The organism is Paraburkholderia sp. BR10872, from assembly GCF_040965835.1.
In the GTDB taxonomy this organism is placed as follows: Bacteria; Pseudomonadota; Gammaproteobacteria; order Burkholderiales; family Burkholderiaceae; genus Paraburkholderia; species Paraburkholderia nodosa_A.
On sequence record NZ_JBFRCN010000033.1, the window covers coordinates 59,846 to 85,007 of the forward strand.

Here is a 25,162-nt window from a genome sequence, read left to right on the forward strand (position 1 = left end):
GCGAAGCGCTGAGGAGACGCGAGATGAAGGCAGTCGAGATTACGGAATTCGGTGCGCCGGACGTGCTCAAGCTGGCGGAACGGCCAACTCCCGAGCCGAAGGCCGGCGAAGTGCTGATCAAGGTGAGCGCCTCGGGCGTGAACCGTCCCGACGTGTTCCAGCGCAAGGGCTCGTATGCGCCGCCGCCGGGCATTTCCGATCTGCCGGGACTCGAGGTGGCGGGCGAGATCGTCGATGGCTCGATCGACGAGAAGACCAATCCGTTCGGCCTGAAGATCGGTGATCGCGTGTGCGCGCTGATCGCGGGCGGCGGTTACGCCGAATATGCGGTCGCGCCGCTCGGGCAATGCCTGCCGGTGCCGCAGGGGCTCACCGATGTCGAGGCGGCTTCGCTGCCCGAAACGTTCTTCACAGTCTGGAGCAACGTATTCCAGCGCGCCTACCTGGGCCAGGGCGAGGGCGGCGAGAACGAGACGCTGCTCGTGCAGGGCGGCTCGAGCGGCATCGGCGTTACGGCGATCCAGATCGCGCATGCCCTCGGCTTTCGCGTGTTCGCCACCGCGGGCTCGGACGACAAGTGCCGCGCTTGTGAAGCGCTCGGCGCCGACCGCGCCATCAACTACCGCAGCAGCGATTTCGTGGAGGTCGTGAAGGCGCTCACGAACGACCGCGGCGTGGACGTGATTCTCGACATGGTGGCCGGCGGCTACGTGGCGCGCGAGCTGTCCGCGCTGGCGACTGGCGGACGCATCGTGCTCATCGCGACGCTCGGCGGCTCCAAGGCCGAACTCAACATGGGCGAGATCCTGCGCCGCCGGCTCACGGTGACCGGTTCGACGCTGCGTGCGCGCTCCGTCGAGTTCAAGGCCCGGATCGCTCAGGAGCTCAAGGCGAAGGTCTGGCCCCTCATCGAAGAGGGGCGCATCAAACCCGTCGTGTTTCGCGTATTTCCCGCCGCACAGGCCGCTGAGGCCCATGCGTTGATGGAAAGCAGCGAGCATATCGGCAAGATCATGCTCGACTGGAGTAGCGCGGCGTGAGCGCGCGTCGGCAGGAGCGATCCGCTCCTGCTTGATTTTTCGGGATTTTTTTTCGCGTATTTTTTGTGCATCCCGGGCGGGGCGGTTTGACCCGTCTGGTTTTCACGCAGTAAAATTATGTGTTTTGCGTCCGCTTTTAACCGCAACCGGAACAATGACGAAACAACGATCGAAGCTCGTAGTCGGTAACTGGAAGATGCATGGCCGCCTCGCGGCCAACGCGGCACTGCTGGAAGGCGTTGCGCGCGGCGCGCAGGCGCTGCCCCAGGACGTGCACGTGGGTGTGTGCGTGCCGTTCGCGTATCTCGCGCAGGCGCAGGCACTGCTCGGCGGCAGCCGGGTTCAGTGGGGCGCACAGGACGTTTCGGCGCACGAGCAGGGCGCCTATACGGGCGAAGTCGCGGCAGGCATGGTTGCCGACTTCGAGGCCACGTTTGCGATCGTTGGTCACTCGGAACGCCGCGCTTACCACGGCGAAAGTTCCGAATGCGTCGCTGTGAAGGCGCAGCGCGCGCTTGCGGCGGGCCTCACGCCCATCGTCTGCGTGGGTGAAACGCTCGAAGAACGCGAGTCGGGCGCGACCGAGCGCGTGGTCGGCGCACAGATCGACGCCGTGCTGGCCGCGCTGTCGGTCGAAGAGGCCGCGCGTATCGTCGTCGCTTACGAGCCGGTCTGGGCGATCGGCACGGGCAAGAGCGCGAGCTCGGAGCAGGCTCAGCAGGTGCATGCGTTCCTGCGTGCCCGCCTCGCGGCCAAGGGCGCGCAAGTCGCGGACGTGCCGCTGCTCTACGGCGGCAGCGTGAAGCCGGAAAATGCGGCGGAGCTATTCCGTCAGGCCGACATCGACGGCGGCCTGATCGGCGGTGCGTCGCTGAAAGAGGGTGATTTCCTCGCGATCTGCGTGGCCGCTGCGGCGGGCGCCAGCATCGCGAGCTAAAGGCTTGCGCACGAAGCATTCGAACTAAAACGCGTCGTGCGGGCTGCTTATGCGTCTGCTCCGGGAGGGGTGGACGTTCAACCAGGACTCAGGTGAGTGTGATGCTGTATTTGAAAACGTTGATTATCGTCGTCCAGCTTCTGTCGGCGCTCGGGGTGATCGGCCTCGTCTTGCTGCAGCACGGCAAAGGCGCGGACATGGGCGCCGCATTCGGCAGCGGCGCGTCGGGCAGCCTGTTCGGCGCGAGCGGTTCCGCGAACTTCCTTTCGCGTACTACGGCAGTTCTCGCAACGGTGTTTTTCTGCTCCACCCTTGCGTTAACTTACCTGGGGTCGTATCATGCGAAGCCTTCGGCGGGCGTGCTTGGCGCTTCGGTTCCAGCCCCGGTCGTAGCCTCGGCGCCGGCTGCTTCGGCGCCGGTTGCACCTGCTCCTGGCGCATCCGCTCCGGCGGCGGCTTCGCCGGCTGCGGCAGCCTCGCAACCCGGCAACGACGTTCCGAAATAAGTTCGAAAAACCTGTTTTGTGCGTTGAACAACGAACGGAAACAAGTTAGAATCTAAGTCTTGAAGCGATTCGCGGGTTGCAAGATTTTGTTGTCCCGGATTGCATGTAGTGCCGACGTGGTGAAATTGGTAGACACGCTATCTTGAGGGGGTAGTGGCGAAAGCTGTGCGAGTTCGAGTCTCGCCGTCGGCACCAATGTTATCTAAAAAATGCCAGCCGCTTGCTTCAGCTTCGGCTGGCATTTTTGCTTCTTACGTCGTGTTCGTCTTCTGTTCGCAGCGCGAAGTACGTGAAGTGATTCCCGCGGAGCGATGCAAGTTCCAGCGGAACCTCAGAACCAACCGATATAGAGGATAGCCTTGAACCTCGCTGCCTATTTCCCCGTCCTTCTGTTCCTCCTCGTGGGTGTTGGTCTGGGCATAGCGCTAGTGACAATCGGCAAGGTCCTCGGTCCCAACCGGCCAGACAGCGAAAAAAATTCGCCGTACGAGTGCGGCTTCGAAGCCTTCGAAGACGCCCGCATGAAGTTCGACGTACGCTACTACCTGGTCGCCATCCTTTTCATCATCTTCGACCTCGAAACGGCGTTCCTGTTTCCGTGGGGTGTGGCCCTGCGCGACATCGGCTGGCCGGGCTTCCTGTCGATGATGCTGTTTCTGCTCGAATTCCTGCTGGGCTTTGCCTACATCTGGAAGAAGGGTGGTCTCGACTGGGAATAATGGGTTAATCGCCGGATTGCATGGGCGGCACTGCGGGGAAACTGTGGGCTGTCCGTCTGGAGTGGAAAGCACATGAGTATCGAAGGGGTCTTGAAGGAAGGGTTTGTCACCACTACGGCTGACAAGCTGATCAACTGGACGCGCACTGGCTCGCTGTGGCCGATGACGTTCGGTCTGGCGTGTTGCGCGGTCGAGATGATGCACGCGGGCGCGGCCCGTTATGACCTTGACCGTTTCGGCGTAGTGTTTCGTCCGAGCCCGCGTCAGTCGGACGTCATGATCGTCGCCGGCACGCTCTGCAACAAGATGGCGCCGGCGCTGCGCAAGGTCTACGACCAGATGGCCGAGCCGCGCTGGGTCATTTCGATGGGGTCGTGCGCCAACGGCGGCGGCTACTACCACTATTCGTATTCGGTCGTGCGCGGCTGTGATCGCATCGTGCCGGTCGACGTCTATGTGCCGGGATGCCCGCCGACAGCGGAAGCCCTGGTCTACGGGGTGATCCAGTTGCAGGCGAAGATTCGCCGCACCAGCACCATCGCCCGTCAATAAAGGCCGCGAGCCTCCCCACAATATGGCAAGCAAACTCGAGACCCTGAAAGCGAACCTCGAAGCGGCCCTCGGCGCGCGCATCGTCAGCCTCACCGAGGCGCTCGGCGAGCTGACGCTGGTCGTCAAGGCGGGCGAGTCCCTCGCGGTGGCCAAGGAGCTGCGCGACAATCCCTCGCTGCGCTTCGAGCAACTGGTCGACCTGTGCGGCGTCGACTACCAGACCTTCGGCGACGGCGCCTGGGAAGGCCCGCGCTTCGCCGCGGTGTCGCATCTGCTGTCGCTCGCGAACAACTGGCGCGTGCGCCTGCGCGTGTTCGCGCCGGACGACGAAGTGCCTATCGTGCCCTCGCTCGTCGAGATCTGGAATTCGGCCAACTGGTACGAGCGCGAGGCGTTCGACCTGTTCGGCATCGTCTTCGAAGGCCACCCCGACCTGCGCCGCATCCTGACCGACTACGGTTTCATCGGCCATCCGTTCCGCAAGGACTTCCCGGTTTCGGGCTATGTCGAAATGCGTTACGACCCGGAGCAGAAGCGCGTGGTCTATCAGCCCGTCACGATCGAGCCGCGCGAGATCACGCCGCGTGTGATCCGCGAAGATCGCTACGGCGGTCTGAAGAAACACTAAGAGGGTCGCATGTCAGAGATCAAGAACTACACGCTCAACTTCGGCCCGCAGCACCCGGCAGCGCACGGTGTGCTGCGCCTCGTGCTCGAGCTCGACGGCGAAGTGATCCAGCGCGCCGATCCGCACATCGGCCTGCTGCATCGCGCGACCGAAAAACTCGCCGAGAGCAAGACGTTCATTCAGTCGGTGCCGTACATGGACCGTCTCGACTACGTGTCGATGATGGTCAACGAGCACGGCTATGTGCTCGCCATCGAAAAGCTGCTCGGCATTGAAGTGCCGATCCGCGCGAAGTACATCCGCGTGCTGTTCGACGAAGTCACGCGCGTGCTGAACCACCTCATGTGGATCGGCTCGCACGCGCTCGACGTCGGCGCGATGGCGGTGTTCCTCTACGCGTTCCGCGAGCGCGAAGACCTGATGGACGTCTACGAGGCGGTCTCGGGTGCGCGCATGCACGCCGCTTACTACCGTCCGGGCGGCGTGTATCGCGATCTGCCTGACGCAATGCCGCAATACAAGGCGTCGAAGATCCACAACGAGAAGGCGCTCGCCCGCATGAACGAGGCGCGCCAGGGCTCGGTGCTGGACTTCATCGACGACTTCTTCACGCGTTTCCCCGGTTGCGTCGACGAGTACGAAACGCTCCTCACCGACAACCGTATCTGGAAGCAGCGTCTGGTCGGCATCGGCGTGGTGAGCCCCGAGCGCGCCATGCAGCTTGGTCTCACGGGCGCGATGCTGCGCGGTTCGGGCATCGAATGGGATCTGCGCAAGAAGCAGCCGTACGAAGTCTACGACCAGATGGACTTCGACATTCCGGTGGGCGTGAACGGCGACTGCTACGACCGCTATCTCGTGCGCGTCGAGGAAATGCGTCAGTCCACCCGCATTGCGAAACAGTGCATTGAGTGGCTGCGCAAGAATCCCGGCCCCGTGATGATCGACAATCACAAGGTTGCGCCGCCCTCGCGCGTGAACATGAAGTCGAACATGGAAGAGCTGATTCACCACTTCAAGCTCTTCACGGAAGGCTTCCACGTGCCCGAAGGCGAGGCGTACGCTGCCGTCGAACATCCGAAGGGTGAATTCGGCATCTACCTGGTGTCAGATGGCGCGAACAAGCCGTATCGTCTGAAGATCCGTGCGCCGGGCTATGCCCACCTGTCCGCGCTCGATGAAATGGCGCGCGGCCACATGATTGCCGACGCGGTCACGATCATCGGCACGCAGGACATCGTGTTCGGTGAAATCGACCGCTAGGGCGGCGCGCAGTAAGGTGCGCCCGGTCCCGGGCGCACGCAGCATGGAACGCCACGTCTGTCGCAGCGAATGTATGAGAACGCGCGGCAGGTTTTCGTTCGGTAGGAATTGAAAGAGTCGTGTCTGAAAATGATCTCAGCTGAAGGCCTGAAAGAAATCGATCGCGCGTTGACGAAGTACCCCGCCGATCAACGACAGTCCGCCGTGATGGCGGCTTTGGCCGTTGCTCAGGAAGAGCATGGCTGGCTGTCTCCCGAAATCATGCAGTTCGTGGCCGACTACATCGGCATGCCGCCTGTCGCGGTCCAGGAAGTGGCCACGTTCTACACGATGTTCGAGACCACGCCGGTCGGCAAGCACAAGATCACGCTCTGCACGAATCTGCCGTGCCAGCTCGGCCCGGAAGGCGGCTCGGAGAGCGCCGCCGAATACCTGAAGCAGAAGCTCGGAATCGACTTCGGCGAAACCACGCCCGACGGCAAGTTCACCTTGAAAGAAGGTGAATGCATGGGCGCGTGCGGCGATGCACCGGTGATGCTCGTGAACAATCACCGCATGTGCAGCTTCATGAGCCGCGAGAAGATCGACCAGCTGCTCGAGGAGCTTTCGAAATGACTTCGTTGCACGACCGTCACATCAAACCGCTGATTCTCGCGGGCCTCAACGGCGAGAACTGGCATCTCGAAGACTACGTCGCGCGCGGCGGCTACAAGCAGCTGCGCCGTATTCTCGAAGAAAAGATTCCGCCCGAGCAGGTGATCGCCGACGTGAAGGCGAGCGGTCTGCGCGGCCGCGGCGGCGCGGGCTTCCCGACCGGCCTGAAATGGAGCTTCATGCCGCGTCAGTTCCCGGGGCAGAAGTATCTCGTCTGCAACTCGGACGAGGGCGAGCCTGGCACGTTCAAGGACCGCGACATCCTGCGCTGGAATCCGCATAGCGTGATCGAAGGCATGGCCATCGGCGCGTACGCGATGGGCATCACCGTCGGCTACAACTACATCCATGGCGAGATTTTCGAGGTGTATCGCCGCTTCGAGGCTGCGCTGGAAGAAGCGCGCCAGGCGGGCTACCTCGGCGACAACATTCTCGGCACGGACTTCTCGTTCCAGCTGCACGCGCACCATGGCTACGGCGCGTACATCTGCGGCGAGGAAACCGCGCTGCTCGAGTCGCTCGAAGGCAAGAAGGGCCAGCCGCGCTTCAAGCCGCCGTTCCCGGCGAGCTTCGGCGTGTACGGCAAGCCGACCACGATCAACAACACCGAGACCTTCGCAGCCGTCCCGTTCCTGTTGACCGTCGGTCCGCAGACGTACATGGAACTCGGCAAGCCGAACAACGGCGGCACGAAGATCTTCTCGATCTCGGGCGACGTGGAGCGTCCGGGCAACTACGAGATCCCGCTCGGCACCCCGTTCGCGAAGCTCATGGAACTGGCCGGCGGCGTGCGCGGCGGCAAGAAGCTGAAGGCCGTGATTCCGGGCGGCTCGTCGGCGCCGGTCATTCCGGGCGACCTGATGATGCAGACGGACATGGACTATGACTCCATCGCCAAGCAGGGCTCGATGCTCGGCTCGGGCGCCGTCATCGTCATGGACGAAACGCGCTGCATGGTGCGCTCGCTGCTGCGCCTCTCGTACTTCTATTACGAAGAGTCGTGCGGCCAGTGCACGCCGTGCCGCGAAGGCACGGGCTGGCTGTATCGCGTGGTGAACCGTATCGAGCACGGCGAAGGCCGCCAGGAAGACCTGGATCTGCTGAACTCGGTGGCGGGCAACATCATGGGCCGCACGATCTGCGCGCTCGGCGACGCGGCGGCCATGCCGGTGCGCGGCATGCTCAAGCATTACTGGGACGAATTCGAATATCACGTGCACAACAAGCGTTGTCTGGTCGGCGGTCATGCCGGCTCGCACGCGGCCTCGGAGACGGTGGCCGCCTGACAGGCGAAGAGACAGCATGTTGTGCGCGAACCGCGTAGCACGACGCAACGACGCAACGGCGCAGTGACGGGGAATGCTGCTGTGAAATTGAGCGGTAACAGGTTAGGGACGATTAACCATCATGGTTGAACTTGAAATAGACGGCAAGAAGGTGCAGGTGCCCGAGGGCAGCATGGTGATCCAGGCTGCTCAGCGCGTGGACACGTACATCCCGCACTTCTGCTATCACAAGAAGCTCTCCATCGCGGCCAACTGCCGGATGTGTCTCGTCGATGTCGAGAAGATGCCGAAGGCCGTGCCCGCATGCGCGACGCCGGTGTCGCAAGGCATGGTCGTGCGCACCATGTCGGACAAGGCCGTGCAGGGTCAGCAAGCCGTGATGGAATTCCTGCTGATCAACCACCCGCTCGACTGCCCGATCTGCGATCAGGGCGGCGAATGCCAGCTTCAGGATCTGGCCGTCGGTTACGGCAAGTCCGCGTCGCGCTACAGCGAAGAAAAGCGCGTGGTGTTCCACAAGAACGTCGGTCCGCTCATCTCGATGGAAGAGATGTCGCGCTGCATTCACTGCACGCGCTGCGTGCGCTTCGGCGACGAAATCGCCGGCGTGATGGAGCTCGGCATGCTCGGCCGCGGCGAGCATTCGGAAATCACCTCATTCGTCGGCAAGACGGTCGACTCCGAACTCTCGGGCAACATGATCGACCTGTGCCCGGTCGGCGCGCTCACGAGCAAGCCGTTCCGCTTCTCGGCGCGGACGTGGGAACTGTCGCGCCGCAAGTCGGTGAGCCCGCACGACGCAACGGGTGCGAACCTCGTCGTGCAGGTGAAGAACAACCGCGTGATGCGCGTGCTGCCGTTCGAGAACGAATCCATCAACGAATGCTGGATCTCGGACAAGGACCGCTTCTCGTACGAAGGCCTGAACAGCGAAGACCGCCTCACGCGCCCGATGATCAAGCAGGGCGGCGAGTGGATCGAGACCGACTGGCAGACCGCGCTCGAATACGTCGTGAAGGGCATCAAGGGCATATGCGACGAGCATGGCGAGAACCAGCTCGCGCTGCTCGCGAGCCCGCACAGCACCCTCGAAGAACTCTATCTCGCGAAGCAGTTCGCGGACGCGATCGGCACGCCGAACGTCGACTTCCGTCTGCGCCAGAGCGACTTCTCGGCGCCGCTCGAAGGCGCGCCGTGGCTCGGCACGAAGATCGCCGAACTCTCGTATGCCGACTCGGCATTCGTGATCGGTTCGTTCCTGCGCCGCGACCACGCGCTGTTCGCAGCGCGTCTGCGCCAGGCAGCGAAGGGCGGTGCACAGGTCAGCTTCCTGCAGGCCACCGCTGACGGCTCGCTGATCCCGAACGCGCAGCGCATTGTCGCCGCGCCCTCGGCATGGCTGGACGAACTCGCTTCGATCGCAGCGGCTGTCGCCGAAGCGAAGGGCGTTGCGGTGCCGGAAGGTTTCGCGGGCGCACAGGCCACGCACGCCGCGAAGCAGGTTGCCGCGTCGCTTGCGAATGGCGAGCGACGCTACGTGCTGCTCGGCAACGCCGCGGTCCAGCACCCGGAATTCTCGCGCCTGCACGCCGCCGCGCAGTTCATCGCCGAAACGACGGGCGCGACGCTTGGCTTCCTCACGGAAGCGGCCAACACGGTCGGCGCGCATATCGCCGGCGCACTGCCGGGCCGCGACGGCCTGAACGCACGCGAAGCGTTCGAGCAGCCGCGCAAGGGCTATCTGCTCCTGAACGTCGAGCCGGAATTCGATACGGCCAACCCGGCCGCCGCGCGCGCCGCGCTTGCGCAGGCCGAAATGGTCGCCGTGTTCTCGCCGTACAAGACGGGCCTCGACTACGCGGACGTACTGCTGCCCATCGCGCCGTACACGGAAACGTCGGGCACCTTCATCAACGCAGAAGGGACGTCGCAGACCTTCAACGGCGTCGTGCGCCCGCTCGGCGACACGCGTCCGGCATGGAAGGTCCTGCGCGTGCTCGGCACGCTGCTGGGCGCCAAGGGTTTCGAATACGACACCGCCGAAGAAGTGCGCCGCAAGGCGATGGGCGACGGCAGCTTCGAAGGCCGTCTGTCGAACAAGGCCGGCGCCACGATTGCACGCGGCAGCCTCGCGAAGGCCGCGGAAGGCCGCTTCGAGCGTATCGCCGACGTGCCGATCTACCACGCCGATCAAATCGTGCGCCGCGGCGAAGCGCTGCAGCTCACCATGGCTGCCCGCGTGGCGAACGCGATCGGCCTGCCGGCGGCATACTTCGACCAGCTCGGCCTGAAGGAAGGCGACGCCGTGCGCGTGCGCCAGGGCGAGCTGTCGGTGACGGCGCCTGCAACGCGCGATGCGAATCTTGCGCCGACAGTCGTGCGTGTGTCGGCGGCGACGCCGGCCGGAGCGCAACTCGGCAGCCTGTTCGGTGAACTGCTGGTGGAGAAGGCGTAAATGAGCTTGTTCGATACGATCAATGCAGGCGGCAGCCAGCTGCTCGGCGTGGCATGGCCCACCGTCTGGGCGCTGGTGCGCATTCTCGTCGTCGCGGTGGTGATCCTGCTGTGCGTGGCGTACCTGATCCTCTGGGAGCGCAAGCTGATCGGCTGGATGCACGTGCGTCTCGGCCCGAACCGCGTGGGCCCCGCAGGTCTCTTGCAGCCGATCGCCGACGTGCTGAAGCTGCTGCTCAAGGAAGTGATTCAGCCTGCGCAGGCAAGCCGCTGGATCTACATGGTCGCGCCGATCATGGTGGTGGTGCCGGCCTTCGCGGTCTGGGCGGTGATTCCGTTCCAGGCGGGCGCGGTGCTCGGCGATATCAACGCGGGCCTGCTCTACGCGATGGCGATCTCGTCGATCGGCGTGTACGGCGTGATTCTGGCGGGCTGGGCGTCGAACTCGAAGTACGCGTTCCTCGGCGCCATGCGCGCCGCGGCGCAGATGGTTTCATACGAGATTTCGATGGGCTTCGCGCTCGTCGTCGTACTGATGGTGTCGGGCAGCCTGAACCTCTCGGTGATCGTCGAAGGCCAGATGCGCGGCATGTTCGCAAACTGGGGCATTACGTTCCTCTCGTGGAACTGGCTGCCGCTGCTGCCGATGTTCGTCGTCTACTTCATCTCGGGCATTGCCGAAACGAACCGTCACCCGTTCGACGTGGTGGAAGGGGAGTCGGAAATCGTCGCGGGTCACATGATCGATTACTCGGGTATGGCGTTCGCGCTGTTCTTCCTCGCCGAGTACATCAACATGATCGTGATCTCGGCGCTCGCCTCGGTGCTGTTCCTCGGCGGCTGGAGCGCCCCGTTCGCGTTCCTCGACTTCATCCCGGGCGTGTTCTGGCTGGTGCTGAAGGTCTTCTGCCTGCTGTCGGTCTTCATCTGGGCCCGCGCGACGTTCCCGCGCTATCGCTATGACCAGATCATGCGTCTCGGCTGGAAGGTGTTCATTCCGGTGTGCATCGTGTGGCTGATCGTGGTCGGCTTCTGGTACATGTCGCCGTTGAGCATCTGGAAATAAGGGGCGAACACAACCATGAACGCTATCCAAAACTTCTTCAAGACGTTTTTCCTGACCGAGCTGCTCAAGGGGCTCGCGCTGACGGGTCGTTACACCTTCAAGCGCAAGTTCACCGTGCAGTTCCCGGAAGAAAAGACGCCTATCTCGCCGCGTTTTCGGGGTTTGCACGCGCTGCGCCGCTATGAAAATGGCGAAGAGCGCTGCATCGCGTGCAAGCTGTGCGAGGCCGTGTGCCCTGCGCTCGCGATCACGATCGAATCGGAAGTGCGCGAGGACAACACGCGCCGCACGACGCGTTACGACATCGATCTGACCAAGTGCATCTTCTGCGGTTTCTGCGAAGAGAGCTGCCCGGTCGACTCGATCGTCGAAACGCACATTCTCGAGTATCACGGCGAGAAGCGCGGCGATCTGTATTTCACGAAGGATATGCTGCTGGCCGTTGGCGATCGCTATGAAGCGCAGATCGCGGCGAACAAGGCAGCGGATGCACCGTACCGTTGATCTTTCAGTTTGACGCTGCATCGGCCCGCGGTTCGGGCCGGCTGCGGGGAACGCGTGTGCCGAACGCCCGCGCGATACCGCAGCCTGACCGCCGCGGCGCGACGCTCACTGGTCTGGCCGCCAGTCTGCGCCGCGCAATCCGCTTCACGAAGGCCTCAACGATGAACCAGTAATCATGGAATTCACGACCGTCCTGTTCTACATCTTCGCGCTGCTGCTCACGCTGTCAGGGCTGAAGGTGATCACTTCGCGCAATCCTGTCGCGTCTGCGCTCTTCCTCGTGCTCGCGTTCTTCAACGCGGCCGCGATCTGGATGCTGCTCGAGGCCGAATTCCTCGCGATCCTGCTGGTGCTCGTCTACGTGGGCGCGGTGATGGTGCTGTTCCTGTTCGTGGTGATGATGCTGGACATCAACATCGACGTGCTGAGCCGCGACTTCAAGCGCTTCATCCCGGTGGCGACCATCGTGGGCGCGATCATCGTGGTCGAAACCGCGCTGATCCTGTGGCACGGCTTCGGCGCGACGAGCGCGCCGGTGCCCGATACCACGCCGGCTGCCGCCGCCGCGATCTCGAACGCACACCTGATCGGCAAGATCATCTACACCGACTACATCTTCGCCTTCGAAGTCGCCGGCCTCGTGCTGCTGGTGGCGATCGTCGCGGCCATCGCGCTCACGGTGCGCGAGCCGAAGGACTCGAAGCGTCAGGACGTATCGAAGCAGGTCAACGTGCGTCGTCAGGACCGCGTGCGCCTCGTGAAGATGCAGGCCGTCGTGGAAGTGCCGGAGCCCGCGGAACCGGCGCAAGCCGAAGCCGGGGCTGCGCCCGCGGCGGGCGCCGCGCCGGCCGCACCGGCAACGAAGAGCTAAGCGCGAAGGAGCGAACCATGCTGACACTGGCCCATTACCTCGTCCTCGGCGCGATCCTTTTTGCGATCTCGATCGTCGGAATCTTTTTGAATCGGCGCAACGTCATCATCATCCTGATGGCGATTGAGCTGATGCTGTTAGCGGTGAACACGAACTTTGTCGCGTTCTCGCATTACCTCGGTGACGTTCACGGACAGATTTTCGTGTTCTTCGTGCTTACAGTTGCGGCGGCGGAAGCTGCAATTGGTCTGGCTATTCTTGTGACCCTGTTCCGCAGCCTCGACACGATCAATGTCGAGGATCTCGATCAGCTCAAAGGCTAAGGCAGGCTGACTTTATGGCAACGACTCTCAACGAAACTCTTCTGCTGGCGATCCCGCTGGCTCCTCTCGCCGGTTCCCTGATTGCCGGTCTCTTTGGCAAAACGATCGGGCGCGCGGGCGCGCATACGGTGACCATTCTCGGCGTCGCGATTGCGTTCGTGCTGTCGTGCATCACGCTCTTCGACGTGATGGGCGGCGCGAGCTTCAACGCGACGGTCTACGAATGGATGTCGGTTGGCAGCCTGAAGTTCGAAGTCGGCTTCCTCATCGACTCGCTGACTGCGCTCATGATGGTCGTCGTGACCTTCGTGTCGCTGATGGTGCACATCTACACGATCGGCTACATGGCGGAAGAAGAGGGCTACGAGCGCTTCTTCTCGTACATCGCGCTCTTCACGTTCTCGATGCTGATGCTCGTGATGAGCAACAACTTCCTGCAGCTGTTCTTCGGCTGGGAAGCAGTGGGTCTCGTCTCGTACCTGCTGATCGGCTTCTACTTCAAGCGTGAAAGCGCGATCTACGCGAACATGAAGGCGTTCCTCGTGAACCGCGTGGGCGACTTCGGCTTCCTGCTCGGTATTGGCCTGTTGCTCGCGTTCGGCGGCTCGCTGAACTACAACGACATCTTCGCGAAGGGTCATGAAATCGCCGCGCTGACGTTCCCGGGCACCTCGTGGAACCTGCTCACTGTTGCGTGTATCTGCCTCTTCATCGGCGCGATGGGTAAGTCGGCGCAGTTCCCGCTGCACGTCTGGCTCCCGGACTCGATGGAAGGCCCGACGCCGATCTCCGCACTGATTCACGCGGCAACCATGGTGACGGCCGGTATCTTCATGGTCGCGCGCATGTCGCCGCTGTTCGAACTCTCGGAAGCCGCACTGTCGTTCATCGTCGTGATCGGCGCCATTACCGCGCTCTTCATGGGCTTCCTCGGCGTGGTCCAGAACGACATCAAGCGTGTGGTGGCTTACTCCACGCTCTCGCAGCTCGGCTACATGACGGTGGCGCTCGGCGTGTCGGCTTATCCGGTGGCGATCTTCCACCTGATGACCCACGCGTTCTTCAAGGCGCTGCTGTTCCTCGGCGCGGGCTCGGTCATCATCGGCATGCACCACGATCAGGACATGCGCAACATGGGCGGCCTGCGCAAGTACATGCCCATCACGTGGATCACGTCGCTCATCGGTTCGCTCGCGCTGATCGGCACGCCGTTCTTCTCGGGCTTCTACTCGAAGGATTCGATCATCGATGCCGTGAAGCTCTCGCACCTGCCGGGTTCGGGCTTCGCGTACTTCGCGGTGGTCGCGAGCGTGTTCGTCACGGCGCTCTATTCGTTCCGCATGTACTTCCTCGTGTTCCACGGTGAAGAGCGCTTCCGCGGTCCGAAGCATCCGGAATCGCCGATGGCGATCGAAGCAGCCCACGGTCATGGCGATCATGGCCACGACGAACACCACGTGCACGTGCCGCACGAGTCGCCGTGGGTCATCTGGGTGCCGCTCGTTCTGCTCGCGATTCCCTCGGTGATCGCCGGTGCGTTCGCGATCCAGCCGCTGCTCTTCGGTGACTTCTTCTCGCATGGCGTGGCGTTCCAGAACGTCATCTTCGTTGGCGAGAACCACGAAGCGCTCGCGGAGATGGGCAAGGAATTCCAGGGCTGGGCCGCGATGGGCGCGCATGCGTTCTCGGGTCTGCCGGTGTGGCTCGCACTCGCGGGTGTGGTGGTGGCGTGGTTCTTCTACATGAAGCGCCCGGAACTGCCGGCCGTCGTGTCGCGCACTTTCTCGCCGGTCTACAAGCTGCTGGCAAACGCGTATTACCTCGACAAGATCAACGAAATTGTCTTCGCTCGCGGAGCCGTCGCGATCGGTCGCGGTCTGTGGAAGGAGGGCGATGTCGTCGTGATCGACGGCGTCGTAAACGGGAGCGCCAAGTTTATCGGCTGGTTTGCAACTGTCATTCGTTTCCTGCAATCCGGCTATATCTACCACTACGCATTTGCCATGATCATTGGCATGCTTGGCCTCCTTACCCTGTTTGTAACGCTCGGCGGCAAATAAGGCAAAATAAGGCGAGGAAACGCATGCACGCAACTCCGATTCTCAGTATTGCGATATGGATGCCGATCGTATTCGGCATCATCGTTCTTGTAGTGGGTTCCCGTCGGAACCCGAGTGCGGACCGCTGGCTCGCACTCATCGGTTCGGTGCTTAGTTTCCTCGTCACCCTTCCGCTCGTTGCGGGCTTCGATACGAGCACGGCTTCCCTGCAGTTCGAGGAGAAGGCGGTCTGGATCGAGCGGTTCAATATTGCGTATCACCTGGGCGTCGACGGCATCGCGATGTGGTTCGTCGTGCTGACGGCGCTCATCACCGTGATCGTCGTGATCGCGGGCTGGCAGGTCATCACGAAGAATGTTGCGCAGTATTACGCGTCGTTCCTCATCCTGTCGGGCATCATGATCGGCGTTTTCTGCGCCGCCGACGGTCTGCTGTTCTACGTGTTCTTCGAAGCCACGCTCATTCCGATGTACATCATCATCGGCGTGTGGGGCGGCCCGAACCGCGTGTACGCAGCATTCAAGTTCTTTCTTTACACGCTGGCCGGCTCGCTGCTCATGCTGGTCGCGTTGCTGTACCTGTACCGCATTACCGGGACCTTCGACCTCGCCACCTGGCAGGCCGCGAAGATCGCCATGACGCCGCAAATCCTGCTGTTCATCGCGTTCTTCTTCGCGTTCGCCGTCAAGGTGCCGATGTGGCCGGTCCACACGTGGTTGCCGGACGCGCACGTCGAAGCGCCCACGGGCGGCTCGGTCGTGCTGGCCGCGATCATGCTCAAGCTCGGTGCGTACGGTTTCCTGCGTTTCTCGCTGCCGGTCACGCCGGACGCGAGCCACTACCTGGCGCCGGTCATCATCACGCTGTCCCTGATCGCCGTGATCTATATCGGCCTCGTGGCGATGGTGCAGGCGGACATGAAGAAGCTGGTCGCGTACTCGTCGATTGCCCACATGGGCTTCGTCACGCTCGGCTTCTTTATGTTCGGCGAATCGAGCCAGCTCGCGATGGAAGGCGGGATCATCCAGATGATCTCGCACGGTTTCGTCTCGGGCGCCATGTTCCTGTGCATCGGCGTGCTGTATGACCGCATGCACACACGCGATATCGCGGATTACGGCGGTGTGGTCAACACCATGCCGAAGTTCGCGGCGCTGGTCATGCTGTTCGCGATGGCCAACTGCGGTCTGCCGGGCACCTCGGGATTCGTCGGCGAATTCATGGTGATTCTGGCGGCCGTGAAGTACAACTTCTGGATCGCATTCGGGGCGGCGTTCACGCTGATCCTGGGCGCGGCCTATACGTTGTGGATGTACAAGCGGGTGTATTTCGGCGCCGTTGCGAATGACCATGTTCGCGAGCTGAAGGACATTAACGGTCGCGAATACTTCATTCTCGGAGTACTCGCACTGTTTACGCTTTTCATGGGCGTCTACCCGAAGCCCTTTACCGATGTGATGCACGTTTCCGTGGAAAACCTCCTCTCCCACGTCGCAGTGTCGAAACTGCCGCTGTCACAGTAATACCCGAGCGGAGGAACAAAAGATCATGCCAAACGCCCCTATGTACGCTCTGCTGCCCGACGGCCTGGTGATGACCGGCCTCGTCGTCGCGTGGCTCAACGACACGTTCACCGGACCTGAAGGCCGGCGCACGACCTACTTCATCGCGCTGCTGACCACGGTCATAGCCGGTATCTGGTTCGCGGTGGACGCGTTCGATCCGCACGTGTACTACTACTTCACGCGCATGTACGTGGTCGATCCGTTCGCGAGCGCCATGAAGGCGGTGGTCACGCTCGGCTACGCCGTGTCGATCGTGTACTCGCGCAAGTACCTCGAAGACCGCGACATGTTCCGGGGCGAGTTCTTCCTGCTTGGCCTGTTCTCGCTGCTCGGCCAGCTCACGATGATCTCGGGCAACAACTTCCTCACGCTGTACCTCGGCCTCGAGCTGATGTCGCTCTCGCTCTACGCGGTCATCGCACTGCGCCGTAACGCGGCGCAGTCGAACGAAGCGGCCATGAAGTACTACGTGCTGGGTGCGCTCGCTTCGGGCTTCCTGCTCTACGGCATCTCGATGCTGTACGGTGCGACCGGCTCGCTCGAGCTGAACGAAGTGTTCAAGGCCGTGGCTTCGGGCCACATCAACGATATCGTCCTGCTGTTCGGCGTGGTGTTCATCGTCGCCGGCGTGGCGTTCAAGATGGGTGCGGTGCCGTTCCACATGTGGGTGCCCGACGTCTATCAAGGCGCGCCTACGGCCATGACGCTGCTGACCGGCGGCGGCCCGAAGGTCGCGGCATTCGCCTGGGCCGTGCGCTTCCTCGTGATGGGCCTGCTGCCGCTGGCAGTGGACTGGCAGGAGATGCTGATCATCCTCGCGGCACTCTCGATGATCGTCGGCAACATCACGGGTATCGTCCAGCGCAACATCAAGCGCATGCTCGCGTACTCGGCCATCTCGAACATGGGCTTCGTGCTGCTCGGCCTGCTTGCCGGCATCGTCGACAACAAGGCGACGGGCGCGGCCAGCGCATACAGCTCGGCCATGTTCTACAGCATCGTCTATCTGATCACGACGCTCGGCGCGTTCGGCATCGTCATGCTGCTGTCCCGCCGCGATTTCGAAGCGGAAACGATCGACGACTTCAAGGGCCTGAACCAGCGCAACCCGGTGTTCGCGTTCGTGATGATGCTCATGATGTTCTCGCTCGCCGGCATTCCGCCGACCGTCGGCTTCTACGCGAAGCTCGCCGTTCTCGAAGCGACCATGAACGCGGGCCTCACGTGGCTTGCCGTGCTCGCCGTGGTTACGTCGCTGTTCGGCGCGTTCTACTACCTGCGTATCGTCAAGCTGATGTACTTCGACGCACCGCAGGACGAAGCACCGATCGAGAGCCACGCATTGAACCGCGGGCTGCTCACGCTCAACGGCGTGGCGGTGCTCGTGCTGGGCATCATTCCTGGCCCGCTGATGTCGATCTGCCTGCAGGCTGTCACGCATACGCTGCCGCTCTGATGTCGGCAGCGGGCTGGTTCATCGTGCTGTTGGCGCTCGCGGGCGCCAACCTGCCGTTCCTCAACCAGCGATTGTTCGGCGTGGTGCCGCTTCGCGCACCGAAGAAGAGTGCGTGGATTCGCATCGCTGAAATGATCGTGTTGTACTTTGTGGTCGGTACGTTCGGCTTCCTGCTGGAGGCGCGCGCCGGCAATCGTTTTGACCAGGGCTGGCAGTTCTACGCGATCACCTTCAGTCTTTTTGTCGTGTTCGCGTTTCCCGGCTTCACCTGGCAATATCTCGTCAAACGCCGCCCGGCGTGACGCGCGTGGCCGGCCCGCGGCCGGCACGCGCGGTGCGACCCGCAGTCCGGCCGCAGTCTGGCCGGTTTCACTTCAAGCGGCGCGCGCGCGGCTTCCCGAATTTCCTGAGCACCCACGAGGCTGACTATGGCTGAACATCATCAACACGACCCGGCGCTCGCCGAGACGTGCGTGGAAAGCACGACGCTCTACGCCGGTAATTTTCTTACCCTGAAGCGCGACACCGTTGCGCTGCCGGACGGCAAGCATGCGACGCGCGAGTTCGTGCAGCATCCTGGCGCGGTGATGGTCATCCCGCTGTTCGACGACGGCCGCGTGCTGATGGAGCGCCAGTACCGCTATCCGCTCTCGCGTGTGATGACCGAATTCCCGGCAGGCAAGCTCGACCCGCAGGAGGGCGCGCTCGCCTGTGCGATCCGCGAGCTCAAGGAGGAGACGGGCTATACGGCGCGCGAGTATGTCTATCTCGCGCAGATCCATCCCGTGATCTCGTACTCGACCGAGTTCATCGACATTTACCTCGCACGCGGGCTGACCGCGGGCGCGGCGCAACTCGACGACGGCGAGTTTCTCCAAACCTTCACGGCGAGGGTTCCGGAACTGCTCGAATGGGTGCGCACGGGCAAGATCACCGACGTGAAGACAATCATCGGCACGTTCTGGCTCGAAAAGGCGCTGTCGGGCGCGTGGCCGCTCGCGAACGCTGAGCAGGGCTGACACGCTACCCGGCAGCGGATTCCTGAGCAGCGGCGGCCCTTGTGGCCGCCGTTGTCGCTTCTACGCGCACCCCAAGCGCAGGTACACCTGAAGCACCTTCAGCGCGCCCGCCCGCGCGGCGCTACAATCGAACCCCCGGGAAAGTCCCGGTGGCTGGCCGCAGGAATTTTTTCGAACGGTCGTTCACAAATTTACGATTTGCGCTAAACTCATCGCAAGCCTCGATTCCCCATGAAGGTCCTCGATTTACAGTGTCCAGACGGCCATCGGTTTGAAGGCTGGTTCGCCTCGGTTGACGACTTCGAGTCGCAACTGTCCCGCAAGCTGGTCGAATGTCCGATGTGCGGCGCCACCCATGTGACCCGCTTGCCGTCCGCGCCCCGGCTGAACCTGTCCGGCGCGAGCGAAACGCCGAAAGCGTCGCCGCACGAGCAGGCAGCGCAATGGCAGGCGCATGCGATGCGTGTGATCCGCGAGGTCCTCGAGAAGACGGAGAACGTAGGCGACCGTTTCGTCGAGGAGGCGCGGCGCATTCACTACAACGAAGCGCCGTCGCGCAATATCCGTGGAGTCGCTTCCGCGGACGATGCGCAAGCTCTCGTCGAAGAAGGCATCGATGTGATGCCGCTGCCGGTTCCGGCCGCGTTGAAGGGTCCGCTGCAATAACGCCATGCGGGTCTTCGCCGCGGCGCGAGGTTCGCTCGCACCGGCCGCGGCCAGGAGACATTGCGCATGGATCTGGACTACACCCCCGCTGACGACGCATTTCGCGCCGAAATCCGCGCCTGGCTCGAGGCCAATCTGCCTCAAGCGATGCGCGACAAGGTTCTCAACCACAAACGCCTCTCGCGCGACGACATTGCCAACTGGCACAAGCTGCTAGGCAAGAAGGGCTGGTCCGCGCCCGCGTGGCCCGCGCAATGGGGCGGCCCAGGCTGGACCGAAGCGCAACGCCACATCTGGGACGCCGAGTGCGGACGCATCGGCGCGCCGCCGGTGCTGCCCTTCGGCGTGTCGATGGTCGCCCCCGTGCTCATGAAGTACGGCAACGAGGCCCAGAAGCGCCGCTATCTGCCGCGCATCCTTTCCGGTGAAGACTGGTGGTGTCAGGGGTACTCCGAACCGGGCTCGGGATCGGACCTCGCATCGTTGCGTACACGCGCAGTTCGTGAAGGCGATCACTACGTCGTGAACGGGCAGAAGACCTGGACCACGCTCGGCCAGCACGCCGACATGATGTTCTGCCTCGTGCGCACCGATCCTGCGGCCAAGAAGCAGGAAGGCATCTCGTTTCTCCTCATCGACATGAAAACGCCCGGCATCACCGTGCGTCCGATCATCACGCTCGATGAAGACCATGAGGTCAACGAAGTCTTTTTCGAAGACGTGAAGGTGCCGGTCGAAAATCTCGTCGGCGACGAGAACCGCGGCTGGACTTACGCGAAGTATCTGCTCGGCCACGAGCGCACGGGCATCGCGCGCGTGGGCGCGTCGAACCGCGAACTCGCCTTCCTCAAGAGCGTCGCGCTCAGGCAGAAGAAGCATGGCAAACCGCTGCTCGAAGATCCCGTATTCGCGGCGCGCGTGGCCGCCGTCGAGATCGAGCTGATGGCGCTGGAAGTGACCGCCGAGCGCGTGATCGCGAGCGCGGAGGGCGGACGCGGCCCCGGTCCCGAAGCGTCGATGCTCAAGATCAAGGGTACGGAGATCCAGCAGGCGCTGACCGAGCTGATGGTCGACGCGGTCGGCCCGCTTGCAGCGCCGTTCGACCCGGCCTACCTCGAGGGCGAGCACGAACACGCGGCCGGCGGCGACGACGACGCGGCCCCGCTCGCGGCGTACTACTTCAACTATCGCAAGACGTCGATCTACGGCGGGTCGAACGAAATTCAGAAGAACATCATCTCGCAGATGATTCTGGGGATTTGAGGAGCGGCGCCATGAACTTCAATTTCACCGAAGAACAACAGCAACTCGCCGACGCGCTGCGTCGCTATCTCGACAAGAACTACGGCTTCGAAGCACGCCAGGCGATCGTGAAGACACCGGCCGGCGTTTCGGACCAGCACTGGAACGCGTTCGTCGAACTGGGACTGACCGCGCTGCCGGTGCCGGCGGCGCAGGGCGGCTTCGACGGCGCGCCATTCGACATGCTCGTCGTCATGCAGGAGCTGGGCCGCGCGCTCGCGGTCGAGCCGTACTGGGCAACCGCGGTGGGCGTCGAGGCGCTCAAGCTCGCGGGCGGTGCGGCCGAACCGGAAAGCGCAGCGCTGCTCGAACGCGTCGCCTCGGGCGAGATCAAGCTCGCTGCCGCGTTCCACGAGCCGCCGTCGCGCTACGACCTGTTCTCGCTGGAAACACAGGCGAAGGAGACGGGCGACGGCTTCGCGCTCACCGGCACGAAATCGGTCGTGCAGCACGGCGCCCAGGCCGACCACTGGATCGTGCCGGCGCGCTTCGCGGGCGAGGTTGCGCTCTTCGTCGTCGCGCGCGATGCGCACGGTGTCGAGGTGGGCGATTACCGCACGATCGACGGCCAACGCGCTGCGACGCTGACCTTCAACGAAGCGCACGCGCGCCGTCTTGGCGACGAGCATGCCGGCGCGGCGACGTGGGAGAAGATTGCCGACTACGCCACGTTCCTGCTGTGCGCAGAAGCCGTGGGAGCCATGGACGCGCTCAACCACGCCACGGTCGAATACACGAAGACGCGTCAACAGTTCGGTGTGCCGATCGCGCGCTTCCAGGCGCTGCAGCACCGTATGGCAGAGATGCTGATCCACGCCGAGCAGGCCCGCTCGCTGACTTACCTGGCCGCCGCGCGTTACAGTAGCGAGTCGGCCGAAGAGCGGCGCCGCGCGATCTCGGCAGCGAAGGTGCGCGTGGGGCAGGCGGCGCGTTTCATCGGCCAGCAGGCCGTGCAGCTGCACGGCGGCATGGGCGTCACCAACGAAGTGGCGGCCGCGCATCTGTTCAAGCGTCTCGCGATCATCGAAACGACGCTCGGCGATGTCGATCACCACCTCGAACGCTTCGCATCGCTGCCCGGTTTCGCGCAGGCAGCAGCGTAACGCGTGGCGGCAGCAGGCAACAACGGGCAACATCGGCGGAGAAAACGGATGGGCGTGAGTTACGAAGATCTCGAAGTGGGCAAGCGCTATGTGGTCGGTTCGCACACCTTTGGGCGTGACGAGGTGGTGCAATTCGCGGAGCAGTTCGATCCGCAACCATTCCACATGAGCGAGGCGGGCGGCGAGGCGTCGATGTTCGGCGGGCTCGTCGCGAGCGGCTGGCATACCTGCTCGGTCATGATGGGCATGCTCGTGCGCAACTTTCTCAAGGACTCGACCTCGATGGGCTCGCCCGGCGTCGACGAGATTCGCTGGCTCAAGCCCACGCGCGTGGGCGACACGCTGACGATGACGAACGCGATCCTGAGCAAGCGCGTTTCGGCGAGCAAGCCCGATCGCGGTATCGTCGAAACGCAGTGGGAAGGACACAACCAGCACGGCGAACTGATCGTGACCGTGCGTTCGAAGGCACTGTTCGGCCTTCGCCATCCAGGGAGCGTAGCGTGAGCGAAAGCGATGTCATGCAGATTGCCGACGCGGCGGCGTTGCGCGTGCTGATCGGCGCAGGGCCGCTCGTGAGCGGCTGGCGCGAGGTGAGCGAGGCGGACGTGCACGGTTTTGCCGACGCCACGGGCGACCACCAGTGGATCCATATCGACGCCGAACGTGCGCGCCGCGAGTCGCCGTTTGGCGGCCCGATCGCGCACGGCTTTCTCACGCTTTCGCTGATTCCCGTGCTGCTCGGAGGGACGCTGCACATGCGTCAGCGCATGGGCGTGAACTACGGGCTCAACCGCGTGCGCTTCACGCAGCCGGTGCCCGTGGGCGCGAAGGTGCGTGCACGCATCGCGGTGAAAGAAGTGAGCGACGTGGAGGGCGGCGGCGTGCAAGTCGTGTGGGATGTGAGCATCGAGCGCGAAGGCAGCGAGCGGCCCGCATGCGTGGCCGAGTTCATCACGCGGCACTACTTCTAGTTTGATTGCGTGCTCAACGAAAAGGGGCGCTCCGTTGCACGGCGGGCGCCCCTTTGATTTTGCGCGGATTTCCGCGTAATGCGTTAGTGTCTGGCGTACTGCGTCGCGCCGAACAGCATCTCCTTCGCCTTCTCATCCATGAGCGGCTTGCGCGCATTGGCGAGCACTTCCACGCCGCGCTTGACCGCCGGCCGCGCGGCGATCGTTTCGTGCCAGCGCTTCACGTTGGGCAGCGAATCGAGATCGATGCCCTGGTTTTGCCAGGAGCGCGTCCACGGGAATGCGGCGATATCCGCGATGGTGTACTCGTCCCCGGCCAGATACTCGGTCTTTTCCAACTGCGTTTCCATCACGTTGTAGAGCCGCTTCGCCTCGTTCGTGTAGCGATTGACCGCATACTCGATCTTCTCGGGCGCGTAGATGCGGAAGTGGTGTGCCTGGCCGAGCATGGGGCCGAGGCCGCCCATCTGGAACATCACCCATTGCAGCACGTCGTAGCGCGCCGCGAGGTCTTCAGGCATGAAGCGGCCGGTTTTCGCGGCGAGATAGATCAGGATCGCGCCCGACTCGAACAGCGAGAACGGCTGGCCGTCGGCGCGGCGCGGGCCTTCGGAGTCGGTAATGGCGGGAATCTTGTTGTTCGGGCTGATGGCGAGGAATTCGGGCTTGAACTGGTCGCCCGCGCCGATATCGACCGGATGCACCCGGTATTCGAGGCCGGTTTCCTCGAGCATGATATGGACTTTGTGACCGTTCGGCGTGGCCCAGCTGTAGACGTCGATCATCGTGGCTCCTTGGCACCATGAAAGAAGGCGCCGCGAAAGTCTGGATAGTCTTGCGCGACGCCCGATCTGGCGCAAATTAGCATAGATCGGCGTCGCTCGCAGAGGGCGCAAGAGCGCCCCTGCTGCGCTTGTGGACTTACGTGGACTCGCGCGGACTTACGAGCGCGTGACCGGCATTTCCACGCGCGATGCCGCGCCCGCGTCCATATGGCGAGCGAGTTCGAGCTTGGCGATGGCGTTGCGGTGCACTTCGTCGGGGCCGTCCGCGAAGCGCAGCGTGCGCGCCGAAGCGTACGAGTACGCGAGCGGGAAGTCGCCGCTCACGCCCGCCGCGCCGTGCACCTGCATGGCCCAGTCGATCACCTGGCAGGCCATGTTCGGCGCCACCACCTTGATCATGGCGATCTCGCCGCGCGCGCCCTTGTTGCCGACGGTGTCCATCATGTACGCGGTCTTGAGCGTGAGCAGGCGGGCCTGCTCGATCATGCAGCGCGCTTCGGCGATGCGCTCCTGCGTGACCGTTTGCTGGGCGACCGCCTTGCCGAACGCCACGCGGGAGAGGGCGCGTTTCGCCATGAATTCGAGCGCGCGTTCCGCGAGGCCGATGAGACGCATGCAGTGGTGAATGCGGCCCGGTCCGAGCCGCCCTTGCGCGATCTCGAACCCGCGGCCTTCACCGAGCAGAATGTTCGAAGCCGGCACGCGCACGTTTTCGAGCGTGATCTCCATATGGCCGTGCGGCGCGTCGTCGTAGCCGAACACGGTGAGCGGGCGGCGCACGGTGATGCCGGCCGTATCCGACGGCACGAGGATCATCGACTGTTGAGCATGGCGCGGCGCATCGGGGTCGGTCTTGCCCATCAGGATGTAGATCGCGCAGCGCGGGTCGCCCGCGCCCGACGACCACCACTTCGTGCCGTTGATCACGTAGTCGTCGCCGTCGCGCTCGATGCGCGTCTGGATGTTCGTCGCGTCCGACGAGGCCACGTCGGGCTCGGTCATCAGGAAGGCAGAGCGGATCTGCCCTGCCAGCAGCGGCGTGAGCCATTGCTGCTTGTGCGCCTCGCTGCCATAGCGCTCGATGGTTTCCATGTTGCCGGTGTCGGGCGCGCTGCAGTTGAATACTTCAGGCGCCCAGTGCACGCGGCCCATGATCTCGCACAGCGGCGCGTATTCGAGGTTCGTGAGACCCGCGCCGCGTTCGGAGGCGGGCAGGAACAGGTTCCATAGCCCGGCCGCGCGAGCTTTTTCCTTCAACTGCTCGACGATCTCCGTCGGCACCCACGCATTGCCGTTCGCGCGATTGCGCTCGACTTCCTCGTGGAAGATGGCTTCGTTCGGATAGATGTGTTCGTCGAAGAACGCGAGCAGTTTCTCGCGCAGGGCCTGCACTTTCGGGGAGTAATCGAAATTCATCGGTGACCTCGCA

The 25,162-nt window shown here is 63.3% G+C and carries 26 protein-coding genes and 1 tRNA gene; 25 read left to right on the forward strand and 2 right to left on the reverse strand.

The features are described 5' to 3' along the window. Positions 1-23: 23 nt before the first annotated feature. The 25 genes from AB4Y43_RS24150 to AB4Y43_RS24270 all read left to right on the forward strand — a co-directional run bounded on the left by AB4Y43_RS24150 (position 24) and on the right by AB4Y43_RS24270 (position 22,948). Positions 24-1,040 (forward strand): NAD(P)H-quinone oxidoreductase, encoded by a 1,017-nt coding sequence (locus tag AB4Y43_RS24150; protein WP_342947958.1) that lies wholly within the window; start codon positions 24-26, stop codon positions 1,038-1,040. 154 nt (positions 1,041-1,194) lie between these two features. Continuing rightward, on the forward strand, positions 1,195-1,977 hold the full coding sequence (tpiA, locus tag AB4Y43_RS24155; RefSeq protein ID WP_069265283.1) for a triose-phosphate isomerase: 783 nt from the start codon (positions 1,195-1,197) through the stop codon (positions 1,975-1,977). Positions 1,978-2,078: 101 nt separating this feature from the next. Beyond that, positions 2,079-2,483, forward strand: coding sequence for a preprotein translocase subunit SecG (gene secG / locus AB4Y43_RS24160; protein WP_069265282.1), 405 nt, complete (start codon positions 2,079-2,081; stop codon positions 2,481-2,483). 110 nt (positions 2,484-2,593) lie between these two features. Further along, positions 2,594-2,678: transfer RNA gene (locus AB4Y43_RS24165), tRNA-Leu, on the forward strand. Positions 2,679-2,842: 164 nt separating this feature from the next. Then, positions 2,843-3,202, forward strand: a complete 360-nt coding sequence (locus tag AB4Y43_RS24170) for an NADH-quinone oxidoreductase subunit A (RefSeq protein ID WP_028205678.1) — start codon at positions 2,843-2,845, stop codon at positions 3,200-3,202. Positions 3,203-3,274: 72 nt separating this feature from the next. Next, positions 3,275-3,754, forward strand: a complete 480-nt coding sequence (locus AB4Y43_RS24175; RefSeq protein ID WP_027819582.1) for an NADH-quinone oxidoreductase subunit B family protein — start codon at positions 3,275-3,277, stop codon at positions 3,752-3,754. 22 nt (positions 3,755-3,776) lie between these two features. After that, positions 3,777-4,382: an NADH-quinone oxidoreductase subunit C gene (locus tag AB4Y43_RS24180; protein ID WP_069265281.1), complete on the forward strand. Its 606-nt coding sequence runs from the start codon at positions 3,777-3,779 to the stop codon at positions 4,380-4,382. Between the two features lie 9 nt (positions 4,383-4,391). Beyond that, positions 4,392-5,645 carry an NADH-quinone oxidoreductase subunit D gene (locus tag AB4Y43_RS24185; protein ID WP_133182092.1) on the forward strand — a complete coding sequence of 418 codons (1,254 nt, stop codon included), beginning with the start codon at positions 4,392-4,394 and terminating at the stop codon, positions 5,643-5,645. A 129-nt stretch (positions 5,646-5,774) separates the two neighbouring features. After that, the gene (nuoE, locus tag AB4Y43_RS24190) at positions 5,775-6,260 is read left to right on the forward strand and encodes an NADH-quinone oxidoreductase subunit NuoE (RefSeq protein WP_069265279.1); all 486 of its coding nucleotides are present in this window, start codon (positions 5,775-5,777) and stop codon (positions 6,258-6,260) included. Beyond that, complete coding sequence (nuoF, locus tag AB4Y43_RS24195; RefSeq protein ID WP_133182095.1) at positions 6,257-7,585, forward strand: NADH-quinone oxidoreductase subunit NuoF; 1,329 nt, start codon at positions 6,257-6,259, stop codon at positions 7,583-7,585. The genes nuoE and nuoF overlap by 4 nt, the downstream gene beginning before the upstream one ends. A gap of 121 nt (positions 7,586-7,706) precedes the next feature. After that, a complete protein-coding gene (nuoG, locus tag AB4Y43_RS24200; RefSeq protein ID WP_368606353.1) occupies positions 7,707-10,040 on the forward strand; it encodes an NADH-quinone oxidoreductase subunit NuoG in 2,334 nt (777 codons plus the stop codon). After that, on the forward strand, positions 10,041-11,105 hold the full coding sequence (nuoH, locus tag AB4Y43_RS24205; protein WP_042271744.1) for an NADH-quinone oxidoreductase subunit NuoH: 1,065 nt from the start codon (positions 10,041-10,043) through the stop codon (positions 11,103-11,105). Positions 11,106-11,120: 15 nt separating this feature from the next. Beyond that, positions 11,121-11,609 (forward strand): NADH-quinone oxidoreductase subunit NuoI, encoded by a 489-nt coding sequence (gene nuoI / locus AB4Y43_RS24210; protein WP_069265275.1) that lies wholly within the window; start codon positions 11,121-11,123, stop codon positions 11,607-11,609. Positions 11,610-11,784: 175 nt separating this feature from the next. Then, complete coding sequence (locus AB4Y43_RS24215; RefSeq protein WP_069265274.1) at positions 11,785-12,480, forward strand: NADH-quinone oxidoreductase subunit J; 696 nt, start codon at positions 11,785-11,787, stop codon at positions 12,478-12,480. 17 nt (positions 12,481-12,497) lie between these two features. After that, positions 12,498-12,803: an NADH-quinone oxidoreductase subunit NuoK gene (gene nuoK, locus AB4Y43_RS24220; protein WP_006052894.1), complete on the forward strand. Its 306-nt coding sequence runs from the start codon at positions 12,498-12,500 to the stop codon at positions 12,801-12,803. Positions 12,804-12,817: 14 nt separating this feature from the next. After that, positions 12,818-14,863, forward strand: a complete 2,046-nt coding sequence (gene nuoL, locus AB4Y43_RS24225) for an NADH-quinone oxidoreductase subunit L (protein ID WP_069265273.1) — start codon at positions 12,818-12,820, stop codon at positions 14,861-14,863. A gap of 23 nt (positions 14,864-14,886) precedes the next feature. Further along, entirely contained in the window at positions 14,887-16,386 is a 1,500-nt protein-coding gene (locus tag AB4Y43_RS24230) for an NADH-quinone oxidoreductase subunit M (protein ID WP_069265272.1), read from the forward strand. Between the two features lie 25 nt (positions 16,387-16,411). Further along, positions 16,412-17,884, forward strand: coding sequence for an NADH-quinone oxidoreductase subunit NuoN (gene nuoN, locus AB4Y43_RS24235; RefSeq protein WP_254320013.1), 1,473 nt, complete (start codon positions 16,412-16,414; stop codon positions 17,882-17,884). Beyond that, the gene (locus AB4Y43_RS24240; protein WP_028205666.1) at positions 17,884-18,186 is read left to right on the forward strand and encodes a DUF2818 family protein; all 303 of its coding nucleotides are present in this window, start codon (positions 17,884-17,886) and stop codon (positions 18,184-18,186) included. The genes nuoN and AB4Y43_RS24240 overlap by 1 nt, the downstream gene beginning before the upstream one ends. Positions 18,187-18,312: 126 nt before the next feature. Beyond that, a complete protein-coding gene (locus AB4Y43_RS24245) occupies positions 18,313-18,903 on the forward strand; it encodes an NUDIX domain-containing protein (RefSeq protein WP_368617025.1) in 591 nt (196 codons plus the stop codon). 231 nt (positions 18,904-19,134) lie between these two features. Continuing rightward, positions 19,135-19,569, forward strand: a complete 435-nt coding sequence (locus AB4Y43_RS24250) for a DUF1178 family protein (protein WP_069265269.1) — start codon at positions 19,135-19,137, stop codon at positions 19,567-19,569. A 66-nt stretch (positions 19,570-19,635) separates the two neighbouring features. After that, positions 19,636-20,832 (forward strand): acyl-CoA dehydrogenase family protein, encoded by a 1,197-nt coding sequence (locus AB4Y43_RS24255; protein ID WP_368617026.1) that lies wholly within the window; start codon positions 19,636-19,638, stop codon positions 20,830-20,832. 11 nt (positions 20,833-20,843) lie between these two features. Further along, positions 20,844-21,974 (forward strand): acyl-CoA dehydrogenase family protein, encoded by a 1,131-nt coding sequence (locus AB4Y43_RS24260; RefSeq protein ID WP_368617027.1) that lies wholly within the window; start codon positions 20,844-20,846, stop codon positions 21,972-21,974. 48 nt (positions 21,975-22,022) lie between these two features. Continuing rightward, complete coding sequence (locus AB4Y43_RS24265; protein ID WP_069265266.1) at positions 22,023-22,481, forward strand: MaoC family dehydratase; 459 nt, start codon at positions 22,023-22,025, stop codon at positions 22,479-22,481. A gap of 14 nt (positions 22,482-22,495) precedes the next feature. After that, positions 22,496-22,948: a MaoC family dehydratase gene (locus AB4Y43_RS24270; RefSeq protein WP_368617054.1), complete on the forward strand. Its 453-nt coding sequence runs from the start codon at positions 22,496-22,498 to the stop codon at positions 22,946-22,948. An 83-nt stretch (positions 22,949-23,031) separates the two neighbouring features. On the opposite strand, the gene AB4Y43_RS24275 is transcribed toward AB4Y43_RS24270, so the two are convergent. Together AB4Y43_RS24275 and AB4Y43_RS24280 are read right to left on the reverse strand one after the other, a co-directional pair. Then, on the reverse strand, positions 23,032-23,733 hold the full coding sequence (locus AB4Y43_RS24275) for a glutathione binding-like protein (protein ID WP_069265265.1): 702 nt from the start codon (positions 23,731-23,733) through the stop codon (positions 23,032-23,034). 156 nt (positions 23,734-23,889) lie between these two features. Next, a complete protein-coding gene (locus AB4Y43_RS24280) occupies positions 23,890-25,149 on the reverse strand; it encodes an acyl-CoA dehydrogenase (RefSeq protein WP_069265264.1) in 1,260 nt (419 codons plus the stop codon). Positions 25,150-25,162 lie beyond the last annotated feature (13 nt).

Coding starts and splice junctions, on each gene's coding strand:
- AB4Y43_RS24150 (WP_342947958.1), top strand. CDS start 24: ATGAAGGCAGTCGAGATTACGGAATTCGGTGCGCCGGACGTGCTCAAG.
- tpiA (WP_069265283.1), top strand. CDS start 1,195: ATGACGAAACAACGATCGAAGCTCGTAGTCGGTAACTGGAAGATGCAT.
- secG (WP_069265282.1), top strand. CDS start 2,079: ATGCTGTATTTGAAAACGTTGATTATCGTCGTCCAGCTTCTGTCGGCG.
- AB4Y43_RS24175 (WP_027819582.1), top strand. CDS start 3,275: ATGAGTATCGAAGGGGTCTTGAAGGAAGGGTTTGTCACCACTACGGCT.
- AB4Y43_RS24180 (WP_069265281.1), top strand. CDS start 3,777: ATGGCAAGCAAACTCGAGACCCTGAAAGCGAACCTCGAAGCGGCCCTC.
- AB4Y43_RS24185 (WP_133182092.1), top strand. CDS start 4,392: ATGTCAGAGATCAAGAACTACACGCTCAACTTCGGCCCGCAGCACCCG.
- nuoE (WP_069265279.1), top strand. CDS start 5,775: ATGATCTCAGCTGAAGGCCTGAAAGAAATCGATCGCGCGTTGACGAAG.
- nuoF (WP_133182095.1), top strand. CDS start 6,257: ATGACTTCGTTGCACGACCGTCACATCAAACCGCTGATTCTCGCGGGC.
- nuoG (WP_368606353.1), top strand. CDS start 7,707: ATGGTTGAACTTGAAATAGACGGCAAGAAGGTGCAGGTGCCCGAGGGC.
- nuoH (WP_042271744.1), top strand. CDS start 10,041: ATGAGCTTGTTCGATACGATCAATGCAGGCGGCAGCCAGCTGCTCGGC.
- nuoI (WP_069265275.1), top strand. CDS start 11,121: ATGAACGCTATCCAAAACTTCTTCAAGACGTTTTTCCTGACCGAGCTG.
- AB4Y43_RS24215 (WP_069265274.1), top strand. CDS start 11,785: ATGGAATTCACGACCGTCCTGTTCTACATCTTCGCGCTGCTGCTCACG.
- nuoK (WP_006052894.1), top strand. CDS start 12,498: ATGCTGACACTGGCCCATTACCTCGTCCTCGGCGCGATCCTTTTTGCG.
- nuoL (WP_069265273.1), top strand. CDS start 12,818: ATGGCAACGACTCTCAACGAAACTCTTCTGCTGGCGATCCCGCTGGCT.
- AB4Y43_RS24230 (WP_069265272.1), top strand. CDS start 14,887: ATGCACGCAACTCCGATTCTCAGTATTGCGATATGGATGCCGATCGTA.
- nuoN (WP_254320013.1), top strand. CDS start 16,412: ATGCCAAACGCCCCTATGTACGCTCTGCTGCCCGACGGCCTGGTGATG.
- AB4Y43_RS24240 (WP_028205666.1), top strand. CDS start 17,884: ATGTCGGCAGCGGGCTGGTTCATCGTGCTGTTGGCGCTCGCGGGCGCC.
- AB4Y43_RS24245 (WP_368617025.1), top strand. CDS start 18,313: ATGGCTGAACATCATCAACACGACCCGGCGCTCGCCGAGACGTGCGTG.
- AB4Y43_RS24250 (WP_069265269.1), top strand. CDS start 19,135: ATGAAGGTCCTCGATTTACAGTGTCCAGACGGCCATCGGTTTGAAGGC.
- AB4Y43_RS24255 (WP_368617026.1), top strand. CDS start 19,636: ATGGATCTGGACTACACCCCCGCTGACGACGCATTTCGCGCCGAAATC.
- AB4Y43_RS24260 (WP_368617027.1), top strand. CDS start 20,844: ATGAACTTCAATTTCACCGAAGAACAACAGCAACTCGCCGACGCGCTG.
- AB4Y43_RS24265 (WP_069265266.1), top strand. CDS start 22,023: ATGGGCGTGAGTTACGAAGATCTCGAAGTGGGCAAGCGCTATGTGGTC.
- AB4Y43_RS24270 (WP_368617054.1), top strand. CDS start 22,496: ATGCAGATTGCCGACGCGGCGGCGTTGCGCGTGCTGATCGGCGCAGGG.
- AB4Y43_RS24275 (WP_069265265.1), bottom strand. CDS start 23,733: ATGATCGACGTCTACAGCTGGGCCACGCCGAACGGTCACAAAGTCCAT.
- AB4Y43_RS24280 (WP_069265264.1), bottom strand. CDS start 25,149: ATGAATTTCGATTACTCCCCGAAAGTGCAGGCCCTGCGCGAGAAACTG.